General features: G+C 33.9%; 27 protein-coding genes. 20 read left to right on the top strand and 7 right to left on the bottom strand.

Annotation, left to right across the window (positions count from 1 at the left end; all coding sequences use genetic code 11):
* Positions 1–199: 199 nt before the first annotated feature.
* The 6 genes from FYC62_RS03265 to FYC62_RS03290 all read left to right on the top strand — a co-directional run bounded on the left by FYC62_RS03265 (position 200) and on the right by FYC62_RS03290 (position 6,240).
* Positions 200–565 carry a response regulator transcription factor gene (locus tag FYC62_RS03265; protein ID WP_149073898.1) on the top strand — a complete coding sequence of 122 codons (366 nt, stop codon included), beginning with the start codon at positions 200–202 and terminating at the stop codon, positions 563–565.
* A 2-nt stretch (positions 566–567) separates the two neighbouring features.
* The gene (locus FYC62_RS03270) at positions 568–1,005 is read left to right on the top strand and encodes a hypothetical protein (protein WP_149073899.1); all 438 of its coding nucleotides are present in this window, start codon (positions 568–570) and stop codon (positions 1,003–1,005) included.
* Between the two features lie 74 nt (positions 1,006–1,079).
* Positions 1,080–1,709 carry a HEAT repeat domain-containing protein gene (locus FYC62_RS03275; RefSeq protein ID WP_149073900.1) on the top strand — a complete coding sequence of 210 codons (630 nt, stop codon included), beginning with the start codon at positions 1,080–1,082 and terminating at the stop codon, positions 1,707–1,709.
* 120 nt (positions 1,710–1,829) lie between these two features.
* The gene (locus FYC62_RS03280; RefSeq protein WP_240534795.1) at positions 1,830–3,206 is read left to right on the top strand and encodes a glycosyltransferase family 2 protein; all 1,377 of its coding nucleotides are present in this window, start codon (positions 1,830–1,832) and stop codon (positions 3,204–3,206) included.
* A gap of 12 nt (positions 3,207–3,218) precedes the next feature.
* Positions 3,219–5,276, top strand: a complete 2,058-nt coding sequence (locus FYC62_RS03285) for an LTA synthase family protein (protein ID WP_149073902.1) — start codon at positions 3,219–3,221, stop codon at positions 5,274–5,276.
* A 73-nt stretch (positions 5,277–5,349) separates the two neighbouring features.
* Positions 5,350–6,240 carry a glycerophosphodiester phosphodiesterase gene (locus FYC62_RS03290; RefSeq protein ID WP_149073903.1) on the top strand — a complete coding sequence of 297 codons (891 nt, stop codon included), beginning with the start codon at positions 5,350–5,352 and terminating at the stop codon, positions 6,238–6,240.
* Here the strand turns inward: FYC62_RS03290 and FYC62_RS03295 are convergent.
* Positions 6,227–7,342 carry a hypothetical protein gene (locus FYC62_RS03295; RefSeq protein WP_205943770.1) on the bottom strand — a complete coding sequence of 372 codons (1,116 nt, stop codon included), beginning with the start codon at positions 7,340–7,342 and terminating at the stop codon, positions 6,227–6,229. The genes FYC62_RS03290 and FYC62_RS03295 overlap by 14 nt on opposite strands.
* Before the next feature lie 68 nt (positions 7,343–7,410).
* Positions 7,411–9,156: a YaiO family outer membrane beta-barrel protein gene (locus FYC62_RS03300; protein ID WP_149073905.1), complete on the bottom strand. Its 1,746-nt coding sequence runs from the start codon at positions 9,154–9,156 to the stop codon at positions 7,411–7,413.
* A gap of 228 nt (positions 9,157–9,384) precedes the next feature.
* Between FYC62_RS03300 and FYC62_RS03305 the strand changes: the two genes are divergently transcribed.
* Genes FYC62_RS03305 through FYC62_RS03330 form a run of 6 tightly spaced genes read left to right on the top strand, consistent with a single transcriptional unit; the run spans position 9,385 to position 14,189 of the window.
* Positions 9,385–9,792 (top strand): cytochrome c maturation protein CcmE domain-containing protein, encoded by a 408-nt coding sequence (locus FYC62_RS03305; protein WP_026903408.1) that lies wholly within the window; start codon positions 9,385–9,387, stop codon positions 9,790–9,792.
* 9 nt (positions 9,793–9,801) lie between these two features.
* Complete coding sequence (locus tag FYC62_RS03310; protein WP_149073906.1) at positions 9,802–12,246, top strand: heme lyase CcmF/NrfE family subunit; 2,445 nt, start codon at positions 9,802–9,804, stop codon at positions 12,244–12,246.
* Between the two features lies 1 nt (position 12,247).
* Positions 12,248–13,036: a Rossmann-like and DUF2520 domain-containing protein gene (locus FYC62_RS03315; RefSeq protein WP_149073907.1), complete on the top strand. Its 789-nt coding sequence runs from the start codon at positions 12,248–12,250 to the stop codon at positions 13,034–13,036.
* Positions 13,037–13,056: 20 nt separating this feature from the next.
* Positions 13,057–13,389, top strand: a complete 333-nt coding sequence (locus tag FYC62_RS03320; RefSeq protein ID WP_149073908.1) for a 2Fe-2S iron-sulfur cluster-binding protein — start codon at positions 13,057–13,059, stop codon at positions 13,387–13,389.
* An 11-nt stretch (positions 13,390–13,400) separates the two neighbouring features.
* The gene (iscX, locus tag FYC62_RS03325; protein WP_026903412.1) at positions 13,401–13,643 is read left to right on the top strand and encodes a Fe-S cluster assembly protein IscX; all 243 of its coding nucleotides are present in this window, start codon (positions 13,401–13,403) and stop codon (positions 13,641–13,643) included.
* A gap of 15 nt (positions 13,644–13,658) precedes the next feature.
* On the top strand, positions 13,659–14,189 hold the full coding sequence (locus FYC62_RS03330) for a KdsC family phosphatase (protein WP_149073909.1): 531 nt from the start codon (positions 13,659–13,661) through the stop codon (positions 14,187–14,189).
* On the opposite strand, the gene FYC62_RS03335 is transcribed toward FYC62_RS03330, so the two are convergent.
* Positions 14,179–14,745 (bottom strand): hypothetical protein, encoded by a 567-nt coding sequence (locus FYC62_RS03335; RefSeq protein ID WP_149073910.1) that lies wholly within the window; start codon positions 14,743–14,745, stop codon positions 14,179–14,181. The genes FYC62_RS03330 and FYC62_RS03335 overlap by 11 nt on opposite strands.
* Before the next feature lie 123 nt (positions 14,746–14,868).
* Here FYC62_RS03335 and FYC62_RS03340 point away from each other — a divergent pair, with 123 nt between their 5' ends.
* Positions 14,869–15,435 carry a Maf family nucleotide pyrophosphatase gene (locus FYC62_RS03340; protein WP_149073911.1) on the top strand — a complete coding sequence of 189 codons (567 nt, stop codon included), beginning with the start codon at positions 14,869–14,871 and terminating at the stop codon, positions 15,433–15,435.
* Positions 15,436–15,568: 133 nt separating this feature from the next.
* Here FYC62_RS03340 and FYC62_RS03345 read toward each other — a convergent pair whose 3' ends face one another.
* Both FYC62_RS03345 and FYC62_RS03350 read right to left on the bottom strand, forming a co-directional pair.
* Entirely contained in the window at positions 15,569–16,117 is a 549-nt protein-coding gene (locus tag FYC62_RS03345) for a hypothetical protein (protein ID WP_039453041.1), read from the bottom strand.
* Between the two features lie 71 nt (positions 16,118–16,188).
* A complete protein-coding gene (locus FYC62_RS03350) occupies positions 16,189–16,977 on the bottom strand; it encodes a DUF4382 domain-containing protein (RefSeq protein WP_149073912.1) in 789 nt (262 codons plus the stop codon).
* 218 nt (positions 16,978–17,195) lie between these two features.
* On the opposite strand from FYC62_RS03350, the gene FYC62_RS03355 reads away from it, so the two are divergent.
* From FYC62_RS03355 to FYC62_RS03385, 7 genes are all read left to right on the top strand, one after another.
* Positions 17,196–17,474, top strand: a complete 279-nt coding sequence (locus tag FYC62_RS03355) for a hypothetical protein (RefSeq protein ID WP_149073913.1) — start codon at positions 17,196–17,198, stop codon at positions 17,472–17,474.
* 14 nt (positions 17,475–17,488) lie between these two features.
* Positions 17,489–17,755 carry a hypothetical protein gene (locus FYC62_RS03360; protein WP_149073914.1) on the top strand — a complete coding sequence of 89 codons (267 nt, stop codon included), beginning with the start codon at positions 17,489–17,491 and terminating at the stop codon, positions 17,753–17,755.
* Between the two features lie 119 nt (positions 17,756–17,874).
* Positions 17,875–18,339 carry a hypothetical protein gene (locus FYC62_RS03365; RefSeq protein ID WP_149073915.1) on the top strand — a complete coding sequence of 155 codons (465 nt, stop codon included), beginning with the start codon at positions 17,875–17,877 and terminating at the stop codon, positions 18,337–18,339.
* 4 nt (positions 18,340–18,343) lie between these two features.
* Positions 18,344–19,018 carry a response regulator transcription factor gene (locus FYC62_RS03370; RefSeq protein ID WP_149073916.1) on the top strand — a complete coding sequence of 225 codons (675 nt, stop codon included), beginning with the start codon at positions 18,344–18,346 and terminating at the stop codon, positions 19,016–19,018.
* A complete protein-coding gene (locus FYC62_RS03375; RefSeq protein ID WP_149073917.1) occupies positions 19,018–20,334 on the top strand; it encodes a sensor histidine kinase in 1,317 nt (438 codons plus the stop codon). The genes FYC62_RS03370 and FYC62_RS03375 overlap by 1 nt, the downstream gene beginning before the upstream one ends.
* Entirely contained in the window at positions 20,334–20,930 is a 597-nt protein-coding gene (locus tag FYC62_RS03380; RefSeq protein ID WP_317131513.1) for a Crp/Fnr family transcriptional regulator, read from the top strand. Before FYC62_RS03375 ends, FYC62_RS03380 begins: the two co-directional genes overlap by 1 nt.
* A 67-nt stretch (positions 20,931–20,997) precedes the next feature.
* On the top strand, positions 20,998–21,873 hold the full coding sequence (locus FYC62_RS03385; protein WP_149073918.1) for a pirin family protein: 876 nt from the start codon (positions 20,998–21,000) through the stop codon (positions 21,871–21,873).
* A 153-nt stretch (positions 21,874–22,026) separates the two neighbouring features.
* Here the strand turns inward: FYC62_RS03385 and FYC62_RS03390 are convergent, their stop codons facing one another.
* Positions 22,027–22,926, bottom strand: coding sequence for an IS982 family transposase (locus FYC62_RS03390; protein WP_149073919.1), 900 nt, complete (start codon positions 22,924–22,926; stop codon positions 22,027–22,029).
* 431 nt (positions 22,927–23,357) lie between these two features.
* Positions 23,358–24,068, bottom strand: a complete 711-nt coding sequence (nfi, locus tag FYC62_RS03400; protein WP_240534796.1) for a deoxyribonuclease V — start codon at positions 24,066–24,068, stop codon at positions 23,358–23,360.
* Positions 24,069–24,134 lie beyond the last annotated feature (66 nt).

Here is a 24,134-nt window from a genome sequence, read left to right on the forward strand (position 1 = left end):
TTCTTATAGTAAATATGCTGGTACAAAGGTGTAATAAGCTGTTTAGTGTACAATTAAGGGATATAAATAATTATTGAAATGGGTATAATTGTAGAGAATATTTCTGAGTGAGGAAATAATTACTCGTTTATTAAAAAATAATAAGTCTGTTTAAGATTTAATTACGTATAAAGTTTTACACATAATCATATTTGCGAAGATGGCTAAGATTTTAATTATAGAAGACGAAGAGCTCATGTTAAAAGCATTAGAGTTTAGATTAAAGAAAGATGAGCATGAAGTTGTGGTAGCTAAAGATGGTAGAGAAGCTTTGCAGAAAATTCAATCGGATACATATGATTTGATTATTACTGATATTATGCTACCATTTGTTAGTGGTTTAGAAATTATAGGTAAGGTTAAACAAACGCCTCATTTGGCTCATGTACCCATGATTGTTTTATCTGCTGTAGGTTTAGAAAATGTTATTCTAGAAGCTTTTGATTTAGGTGTAGATGATTTTATAACGAAGCCTTTCAATTTAACAGAGCTTACTATAAGAGTTAAAAAGCTACTTAAAAAATAGGCATGTTTATCATTCTTTCTACAGGCGCTTATTTAGAAAATCTGTTTTTTCACAGGTTACCATTTTTTCCAGAAAATATCAGGATATCTTTGTTTATTATCATGTTTTGCCTGATAGCTACTGTAGAAATTTACTTATATGTTTTTCTTAAAAAGGCTAAAATGAAGAGAGAGAAATATCTTCAGGCTAAATGGAAAGAAAAAATAAGTAATATGCTAAGTAACATTATTATTTATGGCGATGAAGATGATGGTTTAGAAAAAGTTGTTGATCATTTTCTTCCACGTTTTAAAAAGCTACCCTTAAATAATAAAAGGGTAAGAGAAATATTGATAGACGAAATTAGGGTCTACCATGCCAATTTCACAGGCTTTACTGCCGATGTTTTGAAAGAGCTTTTTGTAAGGCTAAAACTTTATCAATACACCTTAAAAAACTAAAAAGTAGGCTTTGGGAAGTACAAGTAGAAGGTATTAGAGAAGTAGCGCAATTTTGGCTTTATGATTATGATAGTTTGGTTTTTGCCTTAACAGATCATGAACATGAAATTGTGCGTATGGAAGCTCAAACGGCATATGTACGGCTAAATAAAGAATATCCTTTTAAATTTTTAGACCATATGCGAGGAAGAATTTTACCCTGGCATCAACTGATTCTTTTTGAAATTATAACCAAAGCTCAGCATGTTAAAATACCATCTTTTTCTACATGGTTAAGCTCTGCTAACGATTCTATCATTGTTTTTTGTTTGAAATTGATAAGTCATTACCAACAATTAGATGCCATAGGAGAATTAATTCGCTTGCTCAAACATCCTAGCGAAGAAATTAGAAAAATGTCTGTTATGGTGATAGGGAAGCTAGAGGCCGAGTTTGTGGAAGAAGAATTATTGCATATCTATCATCAGGAAACTTTAAAAGTAAAGGTGGAGATTCTTACATCAATTGGTAGAATATCCTCAGGAAACTATTTCGATTTTTTAAAGGGCTGCTTAGATGCAGATTTTTTTGAAATAAGAATGGCCGCTATGAAAGCCATATTAGGGCATGGTAGAAAAGGTAAATTGATGCTTGAGGAATTGCAAGAAAGGGTTTCTCACCAAAATAGGGAAATCATAACCCATGTTTTAGATACAAGAATATAATTATTATAAATGGACGCAGGTTTTTATTTTTTTGAGCAGATCTTCAACAGTGCGATATTTTATTTCGCTTTGGTGGTGATGAGCTCATACATTTTTCTTTGCTTTTTTTCTGCATTGGAAATGAAAGCCTATATGCGTAAAAATAGTTTTATAGATTATCGCGAAATTCTAGTTTCGCCATACGCTCCTTCGGTTTCTATTTTAGCGCCTGCTTATAACGAAGAAGCTACCATTGTTGATAATGTAAAATCTATCATGTCTTTGCATTATGGCAATTTCGAAATTATCATCATTAATGACGGTAGTAAAGATAATTCTCTACAAAAGCTGATAGATGCCTACCAACTAGAAAAGGTTAATTTTTGCGTTAATGAGCAGATAAATCATAAGCCTATACGTGGTATTTATAAATCTAGAAATTCATCCTATTCTAAATTGATTGTTATTGATAAAGAAAATGGTGGTAAATCAGATGCTTTAAATGCCGGAATAAATGTTTCTTCTAAAGATTTATTGTTATGTATTGATGTTGATTGTATTGTAGAACAAGATGCTTTATTAAAATTAGTAAAACCCTACCTGGAAGAAAAGAAAAGGGTTATTGCTACGGGAGGTGTGGTACGTATAGCCAATTCTTGCGAGGTAGAAGATGGACGCTTAGTTAAGGTTCACATGCCTAAAAATATCATTTCTAGGTTTCAGGTGCTTGAGTATATCCGAGCATTTTTAATGGGCAGGATGGCTTGGAGCCGTTTAAATGGCTTATTGATTATTTCAGGCGCTATGGGTTTATTTGATAAGGAAATTGTTATCAAATCTGGTGGTTATAGTCATGAAACAGTAGGAGAAGATATGGAGTTGGTAGTGCGTATGCGTAGGTATATGCATGATCATAATCTTAAATACCAGGTTGTTTATATCCCAGATCCTTTATGCTGGACAGAAAGTCCTATAGATTTTAAGGTTCTTGGTAGACAAAGAAATAGGTGGACAAGAGGTACTATAGAAACTTTATGGACACATCGTGATTTGTTCTTTAACCCAAAATATAGCATACTAGGCTTGTTAAGTTACCCTTACTGGTTGTTTTTTGAGTGGTTAGCCCCAATTTTAGAAGGTATAGGTATCATTTCATTTATATTATTGGCTTCTTTAGGTAAAATAAATTGGGAGTTCTCCGGTATATTGTTTTTTATGGTATACTCTTTTTCTATTTTATTATCTACCATAGCTGTACTTTTTGAAGAGCGTTCTTATCACCAGTATACCTCTGGAAAAGATGTTCTTAAATTATTGTTACTGGCTTTTATAGAGCCCATAGTTTACCATCCTTTAACCATATATTGGTCTGTAAGAGGTAATATTGATAAGTTTACAGGAAAGAAAACTTGGGGAACGATGACTAGGGCTGGTTTTGCAGGTAATCAAAAAAATAAGGTGGAGCCCACTACTGTAGCAGTAAGCCCTGTTATCATTAAAGAAGAACAAAGCGTTTAACCAATTTTTAATATGATTAAAGATCCATATAATTTTGATGAAGAAAATCTACTAATTAAAAAAACTAAAAGGGCTATATTACAATTTGCTCATGCTTCTTTGGCCTTCTTTATCATTATTTTATTGTTAAGATTGGTAGAAGTTGCTGTCATGATAAAGAGCTATCAAAATCCGGCAAATTGGTTACAGGTATCTGTTTATGCTTTATTATTAGATATTTTATTGTTTCTTAAGATTAGTTTTTTCTTCTTTATCATTTACCTGCTTACCGTTCAAATTGTAATTGGTGATAGGCGTACTCAGGTGTATGTTTATGCAGGTTTAAGTAGTGTAGGGCTTATTGTAGCCTTACTTTTAACCAAATATTACCATACAACTTTACTGCCTCTTGGCGATGATATTTATGGCTACTCTTTTGCGGAAATTCAGCAAACAGCTTTAGCCGGAGCCTCTGTAGATATCTTCTCTATCTTGTTTTTTTTAATCTTATTGGCGCTGCTCTGGATTCTAGTAATTTTCATCAGTAAACTAATTTTTATTCCGTTTAAAGTAGCCCTTGGGTTTATAGGCGTTTCATTTCTTGCTATTTTATCTGGTATCAGCTTTCTTCCCGAGTCTAAGAAGTTTAAATCTGATTATGATTTTAATTTAGCGGTTAACAAAACAGGTTTTTTCTTCCAGAAATCTTATGATTACTTTACCAGAAACGAACCCGAGGTTGATATCTATGCAGAAAATTACATTGAAGATTCGGCTCAAGGTAATAATAACGATGGTATAAATTCTTTTAAATATGTAGATGCTAAGTATCCATTTTTAAGAGAAAATGATACTAAAGATGTTTTAGGTAATTTCTTTGACAGATTTGACGCTCCTCCAAATATCATTTACATACAAGTAGAAGGCTTAGGTAGGGCTTTTAGCGGAGAAAGCTCTTATCTAGGTAGTTTTACACCTTTTCTAGATAGTTTAGCGCAAAAGAGTTTATACTTCGAAAATTTTCTTGCCGCCCAAGGCAGAACTTTTGCGTCTCTACCATCGGTATTAGGTTCTTTACCTTTTGCAGAACATGGTTTTGCCGATTTAGGTAATAAAATGCCTAACCATTTAAATCTGATTAATATCCTAAAAGCTAATAATTATCATACACGTTTTTTATCTGGTTTTGATTTAGCTTTTGATAATGAAGGACTTTACCTTTTGAAAAGCAAGATAGATGAAACAGTTTCTATCTCTAATTTTGGCTCTGGTTACAAGCAAATGCCAGCTAATAGTGGAGGCTTTACTTGGGGTTATGGCGATATGGATTTAATGCTGAAAAGCGCTCTTTATTTAAGTAAAGCTCCTACAAAACCTGGTTTAACTATCATACAAACGGTAAGTATGCATACGCCTTACCAAGTTCTTAACCAGCCGCAGTATGTGAAAAAGTTTGAGCAGCAACTTACAGCCTTAGGTGTTACAGAAGAGAAGAAAGAGGATTATAGAAAGTATAAGAATATTTATGCTACCATATTGTATAGCGATGATGCCATTAAAGCATTCATCAATAGTTATGCTAAAAATCCGGCTTTTAACAATACTATTTTTATCATTTCTGGTGATCATCGTTTACCGGAGATTCCTATAGCAACCAAAATAGACCGTTACCATGTACCATTAATTATTTATTCGCCTAAACTAAAGCGTACCGCTCGTATCAAGTCTATATCTAGTCATTTAGATATAACGCCATCTATTTTAGCTTTTTTAAATGTCAATTATAATTTAAAAGTACCCAAGCTAGTGAATTTTATAGGTTCTGGTTTAGATACGGTTAGGGCATTTAGAAGCGTACATAAATATCCACTCATGCAAACAAAGAATGAGCTTAATGATTTTGTTTATGGTAAGTTTTTTCTCAATCAAAATACTTTATTTGCTATAGATGATAAAATGGGCGTAGAACCAGTAGAGAATGAGCAGATAAAAATGCAACTAGTTAGCGAGTTGAAGCAATATAAAACTAGAAATAATTTAGTTTCTAAGGTAAATAGGTTGATGCCAGATTCTATTTATTTACAGTTTTAAATAGATTTAATAATTAAAACAAATAAATATTTTTAAACGTATAATAGAATATTTCACCATTAACAATTAATAAATGAAGATTATGTATAGAGATTTTCTTAGACATGCATTTTTTCTTCTTTTAATCTTACAGGTTTCGCTTTATGGGTGTAGAAAAATTATACCAGAAGCAGAAACTGATGTTTTATTTCTAGGGCACAAAGGTGCTGGAAGTAATAATTTTAATGATGTAAATATGGAAAATACCCTTAATGCAGTAAAGGAAGGGGTTACCAATTTAGATGGTGTTGAAATTGATTTACAGATGAGTAAAGATGGCACCATTTGGGTAAACCATAATTTTAGTGTTAATGATTTTAATTGTATCACTAATTTACCTGAAGCTTATATTCCTATATTAACAGATGCTGAAATAGAACAAATTGCTGTTTGCCATAAGGGTAAAAGAGACAGATTATATAAATTATCAGAAATTATTGATTATTGGAATACCACACTAGATGGTTTTTATATTTCTCTGGAAGTTAAGATATTTTATGACCCAATATTTAATCAGCTAGGAGGGGTAGATGCTTATTTAACCAGGATGGCGCAATCTATGGTTGCTACTTTAGCTAATGCTAATCATACCAATAAATTATTAATAGAAGTAAATAGTAAAGCTTTTATTGATATCATCAACGCTAATGAGAAGACTAAGGATATCAAATGTTTATTAATAAGGTCTGGAACACTTGAAAGAAGAATTCAAATAGCTCAGCAAGATGGTTATGATGGTTTAAGCTTAAATTATGATGATGAAGAATTAACTAAAGAAACGGTTAGAGCTGCAAAAAATTTAGGTTTATTTATCAATTTATACACACCTTATTATAAGTCTGAGATTGTAAGAGCTTTTGAAATGGAGCCTCATTCTATACAAACAGATAATATGGATGCTAAGCGCTATCTTAATGTGAAGTAGTTTTAGCTTTTAATTCTTGCTCATATCCGCTCACAATAGTATTAATCAGTGGATAGTAATATTCCCAAAAAAAGCTCACTCTTTCAGAAGCAATACTTCTATCGTAAAAGAATTTTCTAAAGAAATGTATTCCTTTAAAGCTAGAGGCATTTAATGCGATAGGATTATCGGCAAAGTCACCAGCAAAATAAAAGAATTTATAATCATCACGATAATGTTCTATAACTGCAGGAAATTGCGGTGGGATACCGTTATCTTCTAAAATCTTTCTTCCTTTATCATTTACTTTTAAATCATAAAAAGAGATGATATGATTTTCTCTAGAGGTTTGTACGATATCAAACCAAAAAGGATATTTCATGCTTAATGGAATATTGTATTTTTCTCTATCTTCTTTAGCAGTGAGAATATACGGTACCTCAGAATCTAGGTGTTCAATATTTTCAAGGATTAAAATTTTATCATCTTCATTAACAAAAGCAATCCCTGATTTATCAAATGGCCATTGAAAATTATTTTGAACCAGATAATTGTTGATTAGCCATCTAGGTAATTCTTTATTTTTATTAGTGTCTAAAGAATCAAAATACCTGCCCACCCAGCCAGTCCATTTCATTTTAAATTCTTTCTCAAAGTCTTCCCTTATTGGTTTAGGGGTTGGTGTACCTATACAATTAAATTCAGTTATGATTAGCTTATTTTTGGCTTTCATCTTCTTTAAAAATGTCAAATCGGGAACAGACATTCCGCCATAAATTAGTTTGGATCTTTCTGTACTTTCTGTTAATTCTAACCATTCTTTTAAATAAATTCCATAAGTATCTGTAATGTAGGTTAAGTCACTATCATCAGCTAATTGCTCTAATTGCTTTTCGTCAAACCTTTCTAATCCTTTTAGGGTGTATTCTTGATTAGGCTTTGGGAAAAATCCAAAGTAATCATTTCCAACATTATATAGTTTTTCTGATGTTTTAGAATACTTATTATACCTTAAAAACCAAGTTAAAGAGGCATGCTCTTGTCCTTTTTTATTTAAAACAGTTTTATCAACAATAGCAATTACCAGTTTTGTTTTAGGCCATAAAACCCAGACTAAATACATCCATAAGGGTAAGAATATAACCGCGAAAAACAATATCGAATTAAGTTTAAACTTCTTGTTCTTCATCCTTAAAATCTTCTGCTATAACTTATCCCAAAAGTATATTGATTTCCCCAGGTATCTGTAGCGTATTCTTCGTTTACCCAGCTGATATCTAAGCCTAACATATGCTTTCTTTTTAAAACCCTGTTATAGCTTATAGCGGCTTTATAAGATCTTAAATCCGCAAAACTATTGATAAAAAGAACCCTCACCGGGTCGTCAGGAGATACTCCAGTTCCGGCGGCAATATTTAAGAAATCATCCATGTCATCAGAAAAAAACAATCTGGCTGATGCTGTGAATGAGTATGACCATGCTGTTTCTCCGGGAGATACGAAGGAGCGGATATTATAAAAATTATTTCCTACATATTTACCTATAGCACCTGTAAATAGGAAGGTGTTTTCAGAAAATCTTAAATATCTAAATCCAATCTCTCCTTCAAAACTTTTGGGTAAAGAAGCAAATAAAGAGTAACCTGCTCTAAAGCGAGGGAATATAGGTGATTCCGAAACGGCAAAACCAATATACTGATAGCCAACGTTTTTTAATGTTGGATAAGCTTCTATTTCTCCTTGTAAGCCTTTAGATCCAAAGCGGTCTGCATAATAGAATCTGGTATTTACTCTTCCCAATTTTTTTGATCTGTAGCCATAACTAAGGGTTACAAAATTCCAAGGTTCATCAAAGCGTTTGTCAAAATCAACATATTCATAACTTATGCCTATTCTATTTCTCAGATGGGTTAGTTTTAAATCGTCTAAGTAAGCTTTTGCTGTACTGTCTTTTAATATTTTAGAATTGCTTTCTAAGAAATCAATAGCATCAAAGGGTTTAAACTGAGCGTTGATAACTTTTGCTTTTCCTATGTAAAACAAAGCCGTATCTGGATGATAATTAATGCCTAATTCAGCAGTTTTTATAGCCAAATCATACCTATCAGCCCAGTAATCAGCATCATAAATTCCGTTTAAAGCATCAATATCATCGTATTGCTTTAATAAAATTTTTTGATATTCATTTTTAGCGCTATCTGTTTTATCACTAAAAGTATAAAGCCTACCTAATAATATTCTTAAGTCTTTATAATCCGGACTTTGCTTAATGGCTTGTTTCATCAAAGCGATAGCTTTAGGATAGTTGTTATTACCGTAACCCTCCTTTTTAGCTAAAATCATTAAAGAATCAGAACTTAAACTAACCGGATTATCCCATATCTTTTTTCTTTCTTGGTAGGCGAGTTCTGCGTTTTGTACTACAGCTAGTTCTGTTTTAAATTTCTCTCTAATAAGGTTATTAAGCTTCCTAGACTCGCTAATGTCATCATTTAACAATAATGCTTTTAATTTTTTGATATAAAATGAACTAGAGTCTGGATAAAATTGGATTCCTACATCGGCAGCTTTAACAGCTTGTGGGTAAAGATTATTCCAATAAGAAACATCATAAAGACCATTGATAGCATCAATATTATTAGGTTCTTGCTTCAAAACTAAATCAAAAGCATTTTTAGCGCTATCTATTTGGTCTGAGAATGTGTAAATTCTCCCCAATAGCACTCGGATATCAGTATAAGTGGGGCTTTTTATCAACGCTTTTTTTAGTAATTCTACAGCTCTAGGATAATTATTATTAGTATAGGCCTCTTTTTTAGCCAATACCATCAAAGAATCAGAACTTAGTTCTTCTTGAGCAATACTGATTTTAGCGTTTATAAGTATAAATAGAGAGAGTAGGAAGATATTTTTAGTGACTTTGAGCAATATTTGCATTTTAAAAAAAGCTGAATTCTAGTTTAAAGATTGGTCAAATGCTGTTCCATATCATTTGCTTATTTATAATGATTCTAATTATATTAACATTCTTGATATAATTATACGTAAAACTTAGGGTTTTGTATTTTTGTAAAGATAAAATAAGATTATATATTTTTTTGAAACCTTTAATTAGGCAAAACATTGTAAAGCCCAGGAGGTTTATAAGGCAATAACTATAAAGAGATGAAAAAGAGTTCAATTATTGGGATGATTATAATTGCAATAGCAATTGGTGTTATCATGAGTACTTATGCAGATAGCAGTACCTATGGTTCATTTGGTGATGCACAAGAAACTCAAAAAGAATTACATGTTGTTGGTACTTTAGTGAAAGAGAAGGAGATGGTTTACAATCCTGAGAAGGATGCTAATTATTTCTCTTTTTATATGTTAGACAACAAAGGAAAAGAATGTAAAGTAGTGTTTAGTGGCTCTAAACCACAAGACTTTGAGCGTTCTGAACAAATTGTTTTAACCGGACAAATGGTTGGCTCAAGTTTTCATGCCAATAAAATTCTTATGAAATGCCCTTCTAAATACACAGAAGATCAAGTAGAGGTTGTAGAAGTTAGTGCACAAGCTAAAATTTAAAAATTTTTAATGGATATACAATTCGCAGGTGAACACCTGTTGCCGGGCAAGCTCGGCCAGTTCTTTATTATACTTTCTTTTGGTACATCTTTATTATCTTTAATTGCTTATTATGTAGCAACGGTTAATAAAGATAAAAGCGATTTATCTTGGGCGAAAATTGCCAGATATAGCTTTTTTGTTAATGTTTTAGCTATTATTGGAATAGGTTCTTGCCTGTTTTATATCATCTATAACCACATGTTTGAGTACCATTATGCATGGGCTCACTCCTCTACCAAGCTTCCTGTTTATTATATTATTTCTAGTTTCTGGGAAGGGCAAGAGGGTAGTTTCTGGTTATGGGCTTTTTGGCAAGCTGTTTTGGGTTTAATTCTTATTAAATATTCTAAAACATGGGAAAACGGTGTCATGACTGTGATGGCATTGTCTCAGTTATTCTTATGTTCTATGCTTTTAGGTGTAGAAATTTTAGGTATTAAAATCGGATCTTCTCCGTTTATACTTTTAAGAGATGCCATGGAAGCGCCAATTTTCTCTAGAGCAGATTATCTTTCTCTTATCCCTGATGGAAATGGCTTAAACCCATTATTACAGAACTATTGGATGGTTATACACCCACCAACTTTATTTTTAGGTTTTGCCTCCATGATTGTACCTTTTGCTTATGGTATAGCTGGTATTTGGGAGAGAAGATATCAAGAATGGGTAAAACCTGCTTTGCCTTGGTCTTTATTTGCTGTAATGATTTTAGGTACGGGTATCATTATGGGCTCTTTCTGGGCTTATGAGGCTTTAAACTTTGGTGGTTTTTGGGCTTGGGATCCGGTAGAAAATGCTTCTATTATTCCGTGGTTAACCTTAATTGCTGGTGTTCACGTATTGATAGCTTATAAAAACTCTGGACATAGCTATTTTACAGCCTTATTCTTAATATTTATAAGCTTTATATTGGTTTTATACGCTTCTTTTTTAACCCGAAGTGGTATTTTAGGAGATACATCTGTACATGCTTTTACCTCTATGGGTATGGATATTCAGTTATTGATATATCTAGGCGTGTTCTTTATCATTCCAACTATTCTGATAGTAAAACATTGGAAAAACTTCCCAATCACCAAAAAAGATGAGGATACTTATTCCAGAGAGTTTTGGTTGTTTATAGGAGCCATTACACTTTCAGTTTCTTGCATTCAGATTATAGCCACAACATCTATACCTGTATTTAATGCTATTTTTGGTACAGAAGTAGCGCCGCCAACAGATGTTATAGAACATTATAATAAATGGCAAATTGCTTTTGCTGTAGCAGTGGCAGTTATTTCTGCTTTCTCACAGTTTTTGAAATATAAAAAGACCGATGTACGTAAATTCTACATCAGTATAGCTGTTTCTTTTGTGGTTTCTTTATTAATTACTGCGGTTTTAGTTTACGTAACTAAAGTTTATACCAATTTCATGCACATCATGTTAACATGGGCAGCAGTATTTGCAATTTTATGTAATGCTAAAATTCTAGGTGAAGCCTTTAAGGGTAAGTGGAAACTTTCTGGTTCTGCGGTTGCACACATTGGTTTTGCTTTATTATTGATAGGCGCTTTAGTTGCTGCGGCTACCAATAAAGTAATATCTATCAATAATACCAGTATAGGTTTTGGCGAGGAGTTTGCGAAAAACAACAATCCAAGAGAGAATATTATTCTTTATAAAAATGATCCTGTGAAGATGGATAGGTATACGGTAACCTATCTGGGCGATTCAACATCAGGTGTTAATACCTATTATAAGGTAAATTACAAAGCTTTTGATGATGAGGGTAAAGTTAGAGAGAACTTTATTTTATATCCTAATGCACAGCAAAATGCAAAAATGAGACAAATTATTGCTTCGCCAGATACCAAGCATTATTTGTTACATGATGTTTATACCCACGTAAGTAGTGTGCCTTTAAAAGAAGAGGAGCATGTGCATGATGAGCATACAGACCATTCTGAGGACGAGCATTATGAAGAGCCTGTGCCTCATGAAGTTTCTATTGGCGATACCGTAAGATTTAGAGAAGGGATGATTATTGTGAGAGGTGTTAATAAAAATGCCGAGATAGAAAACATTGCACTTTCTAAAAATGATGTTGCTATTGGCCTACAACTAGATGTTGTTACAGAAAATAGTACTTATAAATCAGAGCCTATATTCTTGATTAAAGGAAATGCGAAAGTAGATTTTGGTAAAAAAGTAGATGAAGCTGGTTTAAAACTACGTTTCACTAATATTATGCCTGAAAAAGATAAATTAGAGCTTACTGTTTATCAAAAACCAAAACAAGATAAAAAGGATTGGATTGTGATGAAAGCCATCATGTTCCCTTACATTAATTTATTCTGGGGAGGTACCATCATCATGGTTATTGGCTTTATTCTTTCTATTTTTAGAAGACAAAAGGAATTAAAATAGGATGAATATTGCTGTTTTAGGAGCAGGAAATATGGCCTGGCATTTATCAAAAGCTTTGATACATGCCGGGCATCCCGTAAAACAAATCTGGAACAGAACAGCTGATAAGGCAGTAGCTTTAGCTTTAGAAATTGGTGCCGATTCTATCACCAATTTAAACCAAATTGATACCGATATTGATTTAATTATCATTGCTGTAAGTGATGAAGCTATTGCCTCTGTAGCTAAAGAGCTGAAACTATTACCGCAACAGTTATTGGTACACACATCCGGTTCAACCGTTTTAGATGTACTATTGCCATTTACCCAAAAAGCAGGCGTAATTTATCCTTTACAAACATTCTCTAAAGCTGTTGAGCTTGATTTTTCTCAAATTCCGATAGGTATAGAAGCCTTTGATGAAAGCAGTACACAGGCTTTATTTAATTTAGTTAAGGCATTATCTACCAAAACTTACTACATCAATTCTCAGCAAAGGTTAATACTGCATACAGCTGCTGTATTTGCTTGTAATTTTACCAACCATTTTTATAGCATAGCACAAGCATTAATGCAGCAATCTGGTCTTGATTTTAACTTGATAAGACCTCTAATACAAGAAACGGCTGCAAAAGTGCAGCAAGTACTGCCATCAGAAGCGCAAACTGGTCCGGCGAAGAGAAACGACCAGCTTACCATCCAAAAACATCTTGATTTATTACAAACTAATACAGCGTGGAAATTGTTGTACGAGCAAATAAGTCAAGACATAGTCAAAATGTATGCAAAAGACACGTCTTCGCTTAAATAAATTATTACTTTTGCCGAGGCATGAATATTTACAAGATTAAAATAAATTTCGAGGAAAAAGGTTTAGAGCCAAAGGAGCTGGCCATTGCAGAAGGTGAATCTGTCTTAGACATTTGTCTGGATAACGGTATAGAGTTACAGCATAATTGTGGTGGAGTTTGCGGTTGCAGTACCTGCCATGTTTATGTAAACAAAGGCGAAGACAATATTCAGGAAATATCTGATAAAGAAGAAGATTTTATAGACAGAGCGATAAATCCAAGAATTAATTCCAGACTAGGTTGCCAGTGTGTGATGATAGATGGAGATATAGAAATTACAATTCCAGACCAATCTCAATTCTTAGGTCATTAATATAATTATACATGAATAACGATAAATACGCTTTACCCATTCATTGGAATGACTATGAAGATATTGCCATGGGACTTTACGAAAAGTTTGGCGATGAATTTGGCGAATCTAAAATATACCGCATACGCTTTACAGATTTGATGAATTGGGTATTAGAACTACCTAGTTTTGCAGGTACTAAAGAAGAGTGTAATGAGGGGCATTTAGAGCAAATCCAATCTGCTTGGGTGTACGAGTGGAGAGACAATCAATAAGTTCTTTAAGTACACATGCTAGAAAAACTCAAAGATATAAGCACTTTCATTTTTGATGTTGATGGTGTTTTAACCAATGGTAATGTTTTAGTAACAGAAACCGGCGAGCAGTTAAGGCAATTCAATATCAAAGATGGTTATGCTTTACAATTGGCTGTAAAGAAAGGTTATAACATTATTGTTATTTCTGGTGCAAAATCTTCCGGAGTTGAGAAAAGACTTTTAGGCTTAGGTATCCAACATATATTTTTGGGTATCTCAGATAAAATAGCTGTATATCATCAACTTATTAAAGAAGAAAAGCTTAAAGCTGATGATTTTCTTTACGTGGGGGATGATATTCCTGATTTACCTATGATGCAAATAGCACCTTTAGCCGTTTGCCCGGCTGATGCTGTTGAAGAAATAAAAGCTGTAGCCCACTATATATCTCCCCAAAATGGTGGCTCTGGGGTAGCTAGAGATATTATAGAAAAGGTCTTGAAAATCCAGCATAACTGGTTTGATGCCCAGCCTAATGCGCATGATGGCTCTATCAGCAAGTAATATCTTTTAAAACATAATCCCATTTAAAATTATAAAGCCATTTTATATCCTTTTTAGAGTGGTAAAAATTTGGTGTTGTTGTTTGCTCATTAACCTTTATATGGGCTAAAATGGTATTCAATACCCTTCTGATACTTATCATACAACTCTCTACACCAAGTTTAGAATATCTATCTGTTTGGTATTTAGGGTCATCTGCGGTTTTTAAATTCATGATAACACTTTCCTCGCTGCTGTCAAATTCATGGTTAAAGGCTATACTTTCTATTTCTAACCAAAAGATGTTTTTTTGAGAAAAACAGTTGTTTAAAATTTTAATATAATCCCCAACTTGAGCTGTCCTCTGCACCTCGTAGCCAAAGCTATCATGTAAGATAAATTGAGCATTTAAATGTTGCAAATAGTGCTTCCCCCAGTCGTTAACCATCAATAAACGCTGTCTGCAATTTCTATATAATTGCCAAATTTGCGAGGTGTTGTCCATTCTTATAAACTCTCTAAACTCTTTTTCTTGATGAGTAGAAGGATGATGAATGGGTTGAAATTGGTTTTTCATGTTTCAAACTCCAGTAGGTATCTGCCAAAGCATCAACATAATTGATACCAAAAAATATAATTTTTAAAATAGCTGTTTATTTGGGCTATTTTTGCGGGCTTAAAGGCTATTAATTTCTAATTCATGAACACAAAACTATATCTGGCATCAAAATCACCAAGAAGACAAGAGTTATTAAACCTTATGGGATATAGCTTTGAGCTGCTTTTAAAAGATGTTGATGAAAGTTATCCTGGTGATTTAGCTCTTACAGAGGTAGCTGCCTTTATTGCGGATAAAAAAGCTGCTGCATTTGATATTCCTGATGATGGCATATTAATTACCGCTGATACCATTGTTTTGATAAATAATGAGATTTTAGGAAAACCTATAGATGAAACTGATGCTATAGCCATGATTGGTAAACTAGCAGGAAGAAAACACCAAGTCATTACGGGTGTAAGTGTAAGATCGGCGGTAAAGCAAATTACTTTTAGCGAGGAAACTTTGGTTTATTTTAACCCTTTAAGTCTTGATGAAATAAGCTATTATGTGAAAAACCATAGACCTTTTGATAAGGCAGGGGCTTACGGCATTCAAGATTGGATAGGTTTAGTAGCTGTAAATAGGATAGAGGGTTCTTATACCAATGTAATGGGTTTACCTACAGATAGGTTAAGAGCTGTTTTGAAAAAAGAATTTTCATGGTAAGGAATCTTTAAATATAAGGACCTGCTTCGGTTAGCTGCATCGAGAATCGTTTGGGGAAATCTCATAAATTGAAGCAGTTTTAAATTTACCAAAGCAGGTGCCTTATGGTACAACAGTTTTAATTGTTTTAGGGTTAATCTCTTTCTTTATTTTTACCGTTTCCATGGCCTTTACCTTTATGGCCGCGGTAGTTGCCCCTGTAGTCTCGGTCATAAGAAGCATACCTAGATCTATCATAACGGTCGTCGTCATCATCATCATGGTGTCTGTATCTTGGATGTCCTTTTACGATATAATATCTCGGGTTATTACTTCTATAAATAATAGACTGAGATCTATTGTGTTTATATTTCGAGTATCTAACTCTATGATCTCTAAAATGTAAATAGGGTCTTGGCGAGTTGATGACTACTTTATAACCACTATATAAATCGTAATTTCTATACCTAGTAGGCAAAGAAGTGGCAAAAACCCAGTTTCCATTACTAAGGTAAATAAACTGCCTGCTGGGCACATTATAATAGCTTTCTATTTCAGGTAAATAGTAATAATCTACTCGGTCATATCCAACCGGCCCCCAGGCTGGTTGAGAACCTATATTGACATTGATATTTACTTGTGATTGTGCGCTATGAGCGATAAAACCTATCATCGCTATAGCTATGAAAATTGCCTTCCTCATCTTTCTTGCTCCTTCTAAATGAAATGATTAAAAGGCAGGCTTTTTTCATTACCTGCCTTTCTGATATATAATTACGGTTTAAGTACTACGGTTCCAAGGCTTTTAATTTGCCCGGCAGTTACGCTCACATTGGTTATGGTAGAGTCTTTAAAACCAGCTACTGGTACAAATTTTACCGAATAAGTTCCGGCTCTTAAGCCTCCAACGGTAAATGCGCCAGTTTCTGCATGAGGTACAGTACCCACAGTATCAGTACCTGATATCACTAAAACTTCTGGCGCACTTTCTAATGGTAAAACAGTGCCAGCAATTAAACCTGTTGTAGCTGCCGTTATACCTCTAACTACAGGTTTTAAAAGATATTTGCCGTTTCCAGTTTTAACAATTGATTTAGCAGCATCAAAATCTAGCAATAAGGTATAAGCTGCACCAGATAATAATTCTGGATTTTCTGTGAGTTTAACTTTAAATCCTGATGATTGTCCGCTTGGCGTTTGTAGCGGCATTTCTTTACCATCAATAACAATGGTATTTCCTTCATTAAGTACTAATCTTATTTCTGTAATTTCTCCAGCAGGCATTTCTCCGCTTGCCACTAAAATATCTGGATTGCTGGTGCCAATTCTAAAATCAAGGATATTAAAAATATTGGTGGTTACCGGAAATACATAAGGCTCATCATCAGATAGCAATATAATTTCTTTAACATCTAAATTAATAGCGTCAAAGCTACCAGGTGCATCAGTCATCCTGATTTCTACTTTACTTTTACCATCTGTAATTTCTTCTTTCTGGCAAGCAGAGAATACACCTAAACCTAATACCAGTGCAAATATTGAATATGCTAATTTCTTTTTCATGTCTATAATAATTAAAAAGGTTAAACCATAAGTTTTACATCATCAAAGTTGTGAGGGCAACATGAAAAGAACATGAAAAAGAAATTTTTTTTTATTTCTAAAATTTCATCAAAATTTCATTTAAGGGATACATCTTTGTTGTACTTAACGAACTCCATGTTAAGGATAGGTAGATGAGTTTGTCTCCTCAGGGAGACAAACTTTTTTATATTTACAGCATGAACAGAATTTTTCCTCTTCGGTTATTGGCTTTAGCATTGTTATTTAGCGTGTATGCAAATGCTGTTGCTGCTTCGGAAGTTGATTTTTATCAAGAAAAGGATAAAAAAACGGTGGAGACAAAACAGGCAGACCCTAAAGAAACACAGGCAAAACCAGCACAGCCAGAGATAAAGCAAGTTCCTAAAGCAAAAAAACAACTTAAACCTGCTAGTGTAAAGCCTAAAGTGCAACCTAAAAAGATTAAGATTGTAAAGCCAAATATTAAGAAACGTTAATTAATATCTACCTCATGATTAGGAAAACTACATTTCTACTCATGCTATTGAATGTTTTAGCAGTTGCCTTAAAGGCGCAGACAGATACTGTAAAGGAGGCTAAAACATTAACATTAGCAGCTTTATACAACAGTAATATTAGTTATTACGGACAAGTAACATCAGAGAAACTACCCTATGCCTTGTTAAACGCTACGCTAAGGTTTCCTTCTGGTTTTTATGTTTCTGCCGGTTCTTACAGGTTGTTTAGTGATAGTTCTTTCGTTTCTGAAGGGATTTAGGAATAGGTTATGATTATGAAATTAATGATAAGTTTAGCGTTGGTCTTTCTTATTATAAATTCTTTTATCCTAAAAATTCACCTTTACTACAAGCAGCTAATACCAATAATGTAAGTTTTATGGCCACATATCATTTACCTTGGTTTAAAAGTGTTTTCAGTACAGATTATTCTTTCGGCAAAGCAGATGATATTTTCATGAGTTGGGGCCAATCAAAAGATATTTCTTTGTTTAATATCACAGAAAATGATTTAATATCTATTGAGCCTTGTATAGAGCTAGTGGCTGGTAGCCGAAATTTTTTTGAAACTTATACCATAGAAAAGGAAAAGAGAGGGAAGGGAAATAGTAAAAACCCCAATGCTGGAAGTGGTAATGCAGGCAATGCAGGTAGCGTTACAGAAACTATAGAAGCCTCTACTTTTAGTATGTTGGCCTATAATTTTAAACTACCTATAAATTACAGTCGGGCAAATTACTTAGCAGAACTTAGCTATCAATTCACCATTTTAGGGCATGAGACAGAGCCTGGTGTAAAACGAAATCAGTCTTTTTTTGGTTTAGCATTTTATTATCAATTCTAATTATATGAAAGTTTTAATCATAGAAGATGAAAAAACCTTGGCTTACGAAATGGAAACCTTTCTTAAGAAGGCTTTTTATGTTTGTGATTTGGCACATACCTTTCATGACGGATTAGAAAAAGCACAAATTAACAGCTATGATTTTATCCTGATAGATTTAGGTTTACCCGATGGTGATGGCCTTGATATTCTGAAAAAGATAAAAAAATCGCATCCAGAAGCGGTATTTATCATCATTACCGCCCGAGGGAATTTAGAAGATAAAATAACAGGTTTAGATTTAGGTGCTGATGATTATTTAGCAAAACCTTTTTACCTATTAGAACTACAATCTAGAATGCAGGCTATTGCCCGTAGGAAGTTTAACGTTCAGGATGAGTTATTAACTATAGGAGATTTTGAGATAGATATACAAAAACGCTTGGTTATCCATAACAAACAAGAGATAGAGCTATCCAGAAAGGAATTTGATTTGTTGAGTTATTTGCTTCTGCATAAAAACAGGGTGTTAACGCGTATGCAATTAAGCGAGCATATTTGGGGTACCTTTGCCGATGTAGATTATGATTCTAATTATATAGATGCACATATCAAGAACATTAGAAAAAAATTGAATGTTTTAGCCTCTACAGAATGGTTAGAAACTGTAAGAGGTGTAGGTTATAGAATAAGAAAATAATGAAACTAGCTACCAAATTGCTCTTGTTTATTGCTGGTTCTAAGCTTGCTGTTGCGGCTTTGTTTATTTTGTTATTGCCATTTTTGGTAGATCAAATTGCATCAGAATACACCAATTATATTTTAAAAGAGCAGCAAGAAAAGGTGATGGATATTGTTGCAGAAAATGGTATTCAGCATTACCTGCAAGGTGAAGATAGTTATGGTAGCTACACACTTTTAAAAGAAGAGTACATCGCTTTAGAGCCTCATCAAGAGAAAACCATTTTAGACACCATAAAAGACACCAAAAGAATTATTGAAGGAGATACGCTTAACTACCGAGTTTTAAGTTATACGTTTAACTATCAAAATAAGCCTTATTTATTAGAGGTGGGTAAAACTTTAGCCAGCATCCATCAATACAACCAACCTTTACAGCGTTTTGCATTGTATGTGCTCATTAGTTTAATTGTTTTTACTGTTTTAATTGATGTTACTTTTACCCGTTTATTGGTTAAACCATTAGGGCAAATTATTAAAACCAGATTGGTGAACCGTAAATTTCCGTTTAAAGATCAAGACACTAAAATAAATACCAGTACAACAGATTTTACCTATTTGGATGAATCTATCCTGATTTTGATGAAGCAAATTAATGAAGCTTTTGCCAAAGAAAGGGAGTTTACGGCCAATGCATCTCATGAATTGATGACGCCCATCAGCATTTTACAGCATAAGCTAGAAAACTTATTACGAGATGAAGATTTATCAGAATCTGCTGAATTAGGTATCCTCGAAACCATGAAAACTTTGGATAGGCTAAAGAAGATTTCGAGTTCTTTATTGCTTATCTCAAGGATAGATAATGAGCAATTTGTAAAAAAGGATGAAGTAAAACCTATAGCATTGCTACAGGATATTCTGGAAGAAATAAGTCATCGTTTAGAAGAGAAAAACATCCAAATTCATTTAAATCTAAAAGAAGATGTGTTGCTCAAGCAAGTTAATCAAGACTTACTTTTTCAGCTTTTTTATAACCTCATCAATAATGCCATCAAATTCAATAAAGAAAAAGGTAGCATTGAAATTTTTGACGAGTTATTAAGCTTTAATCAATACCAGATAACGGTAAAAGATACAGGTAGAGGCATCGCTAAAGCACAAATCCCTTTTATATTTAATAGGTTCAGAAAAAGTGATCAGGCAGAAAATCCTGGCTATGGTTTGGGCTTAGCTATAGTAAAAAGTATTGCATCTTACCATCAAATAACTATTCAGGTAAGTTCTGAACTAGGTAAAGGAACCAGTTTTAAAGTTTTATTTAATTTGTTTTAATGATGCTTGATAACTTTAAAAACTATATCCAAAAGCATTCTGATATTACTGATGAGCAATTTTTAGAAATTAGCCATTATTTAAAATCTAAATCTATTAAAAAAGGTGATTTTGTATTGCGGCAAGGAGAAATTTGTAGCTCTTCTTTCTTCGTATCAAAAGGTTTATTACGTTCTTACACCATTGATGAGCAAGGGAAGGAACATATTATCCAATTTGCGCCAGAAGATTGGATGATTGTAGATAGAAGCAGCTTTTTTTTTAATGAACCTTCTGAATTGTTTATTGATGCTGTAGAAGATACCGAATTGGTGATGCTAAATGAAGATTTTATCACCCTAGCCAGTAATATCAGTACGGTTTACAGGGCTTTTAACCATAAAGCATTGCATAGCCATATTAGGCATTTACAAAAAAGAGTAAATCTTTTATTGGGCGCTACTGCAGAGCAACGTTATCTAGATTTTATAAAACTTTATCCAGAACTTACATTACGTTTACCACAATGGATGATAGCTTCTTACTTAGGGTTAACGCCAGAATCTTTAAGTAGGGTACGTAAAGAATTAGCGAGAAGAAATTTCAAACCTCATTAATTTCTTATCATACATCAATGCCCAGCTTTTTTCTTTCCTGTAAATTTGAATCATAAAATTAAAAAAGATGAAAACTAAAAGCATTGAACATATTTTTACTCCGCCAGCACCACATATGGTAGGCGATGGTTTTAGAGTACACAATTTTATACCAGGAAGCTATGGTTTAAGCATGCAAAGGATGAGTCCTTTTATCATGTTAGATTATAATTCTAAATTTTATTTCCCACCAACAGATAAGCCAAGAGGTGTAAGCGTACACCCTCACCGTGGTTTTGAGACGGTAACCATAGCTTATAAAGGGAAAATAGCTCATCATGATAGCGCTGGAAATAGCGGTATCATAGGTGAAGGGGATGTGCAATGGATGACAGCCGCTTCAGGTATTTTGCATAAAGAATATCACGAGCAAGAGTTTAGCAAAGCTGGTGGCGATTTCCAAATGGTACAGCTATGGGTTAATTTACCTGCTAAGGATAAAATGTCTAAGCCTAAATATCAGGAAATCACCAAAGAAAATATTCAAAGATATACTTTGGATAACAATGGAGGAACTATAGACATTATTTCTGGGGCTTACCAAGATACACATGGTGCGGCGTCAACTTTTACGCCGGTTCATTTGCAAAATGCAAAACTTAATACAGGCGGCAAAGCAACATTCTCTTTTCCTGCGCATTACAATACCGCCTTATTGGTGGTAGAAGGCAGCATTAAGGTAAATGATGACAAAACTGTAGCTACCGATAATTTCTTGCTATTTAAAAATGAAGGGGAAGATTTTACCATTGAAGCATTAGAACATAGTGTGGTTTTAATTTTAAGCGGAGAGCCTATTTTAGAGCCTATTGCAGCTCATGGTCCTTTCGTAATGAATACCCGCGAAGAAATTGTCCAAGCCTTTGAAGATGTGAATTTAGGTAAGTTTGGTTATTTGGACTAGGTGGTTAGTTGATTAGTTTGTTAGGTGGTTAGTTGATTAGTTTGTTAGGTGGTTAGTTGATTAGTTTGTTAGGTGGTTAGTTTGTTAGGTGGTTAGTTTGTTAGGTATTAGTTTGTTAGTTGGTTGGGTTGTTAGGTATTAACCTGAGTTCGATTATAAAAATAGGCTCACCTGCGAGGTTTTTTGTACTTCATATTTGATAGCCGGTTTTTTAGGAAAGAAGCTGTAAGCGATTAGTCCTGATAAAATATTAGTCAAAAAATTACCAAAAGAGCGATGTCTTGAATGCTCAATCTGGCACATATTTTTTAATTCATCATTGATGGTTTCAATCACCGAGCGCTTTCTTAGCATAATTTTATCTTTCAATTCCATTAAACAATTCTTCATATTGTTTCTGATGTTGGTAATTAGATGTAATCCGTCCACAAACAGCATGTGGGTCAGTTCTTTGGATAAGTATCCTTTATCGGCATATAGCTTACCCTTGACAGCCTGGATAAACCGTTCATTTTTAAGCGGTTCTCTGTCATCTACATTGCCTTGGGTAATGACAAAGTTTAGAATTTCACCCTTGTCATTAATAATTAGATGAAGCTTAAACCCAAAGAAATACCCCATGGTCGATTTACCTACGGTAGCAATATCCTTGAATACCCGATTGCGTTTGATACGTTTGTTCTTACATACCCGGATAGGAGTAGAATCAACAAAAGAGATCCCTGTGCATTCGCCCAGGCACATCGTTTTAAGAAAGATTGTCATGGGTAAAACGGCTGATTGCATCAGCTCTGTAAATCGATTATAGGAAACCGTTTGAGGAAATTCTGATAGCAGATGTTTCTGAACATACTGCTGGTAAAAGTGCTTCATGTTTCTAAAACTGCCCGAGTGAAAAAGAACCATTAAGGTAATGACTTCGCTATCAGACATCAGGGGCTTCCTTTTCGGAATGTTTCCTATCCTAAAAGAGCTAATATTGGCTGTAAAATGATTGCAAAACTCATCTGTTAAATAGAAAATTTCAGTAACTTTATCAATGGTAATATTCATGTTTTGTTTATCTATATACTTAAATTTCAGATACTTAAATATATAAAACACAACTGAATATTACCTCTTTATTCCTAAGATTTATTTATCATTTATCCTTTTATTATTAATCGAACTCAGGTTATTAGTTTGTTAGGCCCGAGCTATCGGGTATTAGGTCATGGCGATGAGGAACGAAGAAGCAATCTTTTCTTATGGGTTGCTACTTCTTACTTTTTCCACCCATACTTCAGACAGAGGTCTACGAACTTCCTACTTTTTCCACCCAGACTTCTGACAGCGGTCTGCGGACGCTCAACTTCCTGCTTTTTCCACCCAGACTTCGGACAGCGGTCTACGAACTTCCTACTTTTTTTTACGCCCAGACTTCGGACAGCGGTCTACGGACTTCAGACAGCGGTCCTCGGACTTCAGACAGCGGTCTATGGACTTCAGACAGCGGTCTGCGGACGCTCAACTTTCACCTTATCCTCAATCCTAATCCTATTAACCAGTAAATGAGCTAATCGGGTTGGTTCTGGGATACGGTATTTGGTGATACAGTTTTTAATAATTTCTACGCTTTGGTCTAAAGAAATTTTATGACCAGGCGATACAAAAATAGGTTTGCACTTGGCTTTGCTTCTAAAGGCAAAGCCAACTGTTTCCTGTTTACTTAATAGTGGAGTTTTATCAAAAGGCTTACTGCCCGGTTCTTTATAAAGACCATGTAACCTGCTCTTTGCAGAGCCAATGCTAGGTATATCAGTTAATAAACCAAAATGCGTAGCAATACCCAATCTTCTTTCATGTGCTATCCCTTGTCCGTCTAATACCATCACATCTGGCAATTGCTTCAATTTTTTAAAAGCCTCTAACAAAGCTGGTATTTCTCTAAAAGCTAATAATCCGGATACGTAAGGGAAAGTAGTGCTAGAAATAGCGGTGGCTTCCTCAACAAGAATCAAATCTGGGTAAGTTAAAATCACAATACCAGCATAAACAGTTTCTTCATATTTATTAAAAGAAATATCAGCGCCAGCGATATAACGGATAGGTTGATCAAGCTCTTGAAGATTAATCAACGCTCTTAATTCTTTTTGATAAGCTATGGCTTCCCTAGGGCTTAAATCCTGATATTTTTCTGGTGCTATCATCTTCATTTCTATTTGTAGCGCTATCACAATAGTAATACCATATTAAATTTTGCGTTAATGCATCAATAAATT

This window comes from Pedobacter aquae, assembly GCF_008195825.1.
Lineage (GTDB): Bacteria > Bacteroidota > Bacteroidia > Sphingobacteriales > Sphingobacteriaceae > Pseudopedobacter > Pseudopedobacter aquae.

What these genes read in the sequence shown, in the direction of transcription:
- FYC62_RS03370 (WP_149073916.1), top strand. Translation starts at nt 18,344, where the DNA reads ATGAAAGTTTTAATCATAGAAGATGAAAAAACCTTGGCTTACGAAATG.
- FYC62_RS03270 (WP_149073899.1), top strand. Translation starts at nt 568, where the DNA reads ATGTTTATCATTCTTTCTACAGGCGCTTATTTAGAAAATCTGTTTTTT.
- FYC62_RS03350 (WP_149073912.1), bottom strand. Translation starts at nt 16,977, where the DNA reads ATGAAAAAGAAATTAGCATATTCAATATTTGCACTGGTATTAGGTTTA.
- FYC62_RS03380 (WP_317131513.1), top strand. Translation starts at nt 20,334, where the DNA reads ATGATGCTTGATAACTTTAAAAACTATATCCAAAAGCATTCTGATATT.
- FYC62_RS03335 (WP_149073910.1), bottom strand. Translation starts at nt 14,745, where the DNA reads ATGAAAAACCAATTTCAACCCATTCATCATCCTTCTACTCATCAAGAA.
- iscX (WP_026903412.1), top strand. Translation starts at nt 13,401, where the DNA reads ATGAATAACGATAAATACGCTTTACCCATTCATTGGAATGACTATGAA.
- nfi (WP_240534796.1), bottom strand. Translation starts at nt 24,068, where the DNA reads ATGAAGATGATAGCACCAGAAAAATATCAGGATTTAAGCCCTAGGGAA.
- FYC62_RS03345 (WP_039453041.1), bottom strand. Translation starts at nt 16,117, where the DNA reads ATGAGGAAGGCAATTTTCATAGCTATAGCGATGATAGGTTTTATCGCT.
- FYC62_RS03360 (WP_149073914.1), top strand. Translation starts at nt 17,489, where the DNA reads ATGATTAGGAAAACTACATTTCTACTCATGCTATTGAATGTTTTAGCA.
- FYC62_RS03340 (WP_149073911.1), top strand. Translation starts at nt 14,869, where the DNA reads ATGAACACAAAACTATATCTGGCATCAAAATCACCAAGAAGACAAGAG.
- FYC62_RS03310 (WP_149073906.1), top strand. Translation starts at nt 9,802, where the DNA reads ATGGATATACAATTCGCAGGTGAACACCTGTTGCCGGGCAAGCTCGGC.
- FYC62_RS03315 (WP_149073907.1), top strand. Translation starts at nt 12,248, where the DNA reads ATGAATATTGCTGTTTTAGGAGCAGGAAATATGGCCTGGCATTTATCA.
- FYC62_RS03265 (WP_149073898.1), top strand. Translation starts at nt 200, where the DNA reads ATGGCTAAGATTTTAATTATAGAAGACGAAGAGCTCATGTTAAAAGCA.
- FYC62_RS03320 (WP_149073908.1), top strand. Translation starts at nt 13,057, where the DNA reads ATGAATATTTACAAGATTAAAATAAATTTCGAGGAAAAAGGTTTAGAG.
- FYC62_RS03330 (WP_149073909.1), top strand. Translation starts at nt 13,659, where the DNA reads ATGCTAGAAAAACTCAAAGATATAAGCACTTTCATTTTTGATGTTGAT.
- FYC62_RS03295 (WP_205943770.1), bottom strand. Translation starts at nt 7,342, where the DNA reads ATGTATTTAGTCTGGGTTTTATGGCCTAAAACAAAACTGGTAATTGCT.
- FYC62_RS03280 (WP_240534795.1), top strand. Translation starts at nt 1,830, where the DNA reads ATGAAAGCCTATATGCGTAAAAATAGTTTTATAGATTATCGCGAAATT.
- FYC62_RS03285 (WP_149073902.1), top strand. Translation starts at nt 3,219, where the DNA reads ATGATTAAAGATCCATATAATTTTGATGAAGAAAATCTACTAATTAAA.
- FYC62_RS03290 (WP_149073903.1), top strand. Translation starts at nt 5,350, where the DNA reads ATGAAGATTATGTATAGAGATTTTCTTAGACATGCATTTTTTCTTCTT.
- FYC62_RS03305 (WP_026903408.1), top strand. Translation starts at nt 9,385, where the DNA reads ATGAAAAAGAGTTCAATTATTGGGATGATTATAATTGCAATAGCAATT.
- FYC62_RS03385 (WP_149073918.1), top strand. Translation starts at nt 20,998, where the DNA reads ATGAAAACTAAAAGCATTGAACATATTTTTACTCCGCCAGCACCACAT.
- FYC62_RS03390 (WP_149073919.1), bottom strand. Translation starts at nt 22,926, where the DNA reads ATGAATATTACCATTGATAAAGTTACTGAAATTTTCTATTTAACAGAT.
- FYC62_RS03375 (WP_149073917.1), top strand. Translation starts at nt 19,018, where the DNA reads ATGAAACTAGCTACCAAATTGCTCTTGTTTATTGCTGGTTCTAAGCTT.
- FYC62_RS03355 (WP_149073913.1), top strand. Translation starts at nt 17,196, where the DNA reads ATGAACAGAATTTTTCCTCTTCGGTTATTGGCTTTAGCATTGTTATTT.
- FYC62_RS03365 (WP_149073915.1), top strand. Translation starts at nt 17,875, where the DNA reads ATGGCCACATATCATTTACCTTGGTTTAAAAGTGTTTTCAGTACAGAT.
- FYC62_RS03300 (WP_149073905.1), bottom strand. Translation starts at nt 9,156, where the DNA reads ATGCAAATATTGCTCAAAGTCACTAAAAATATCTTCCTACTCTCTCTA.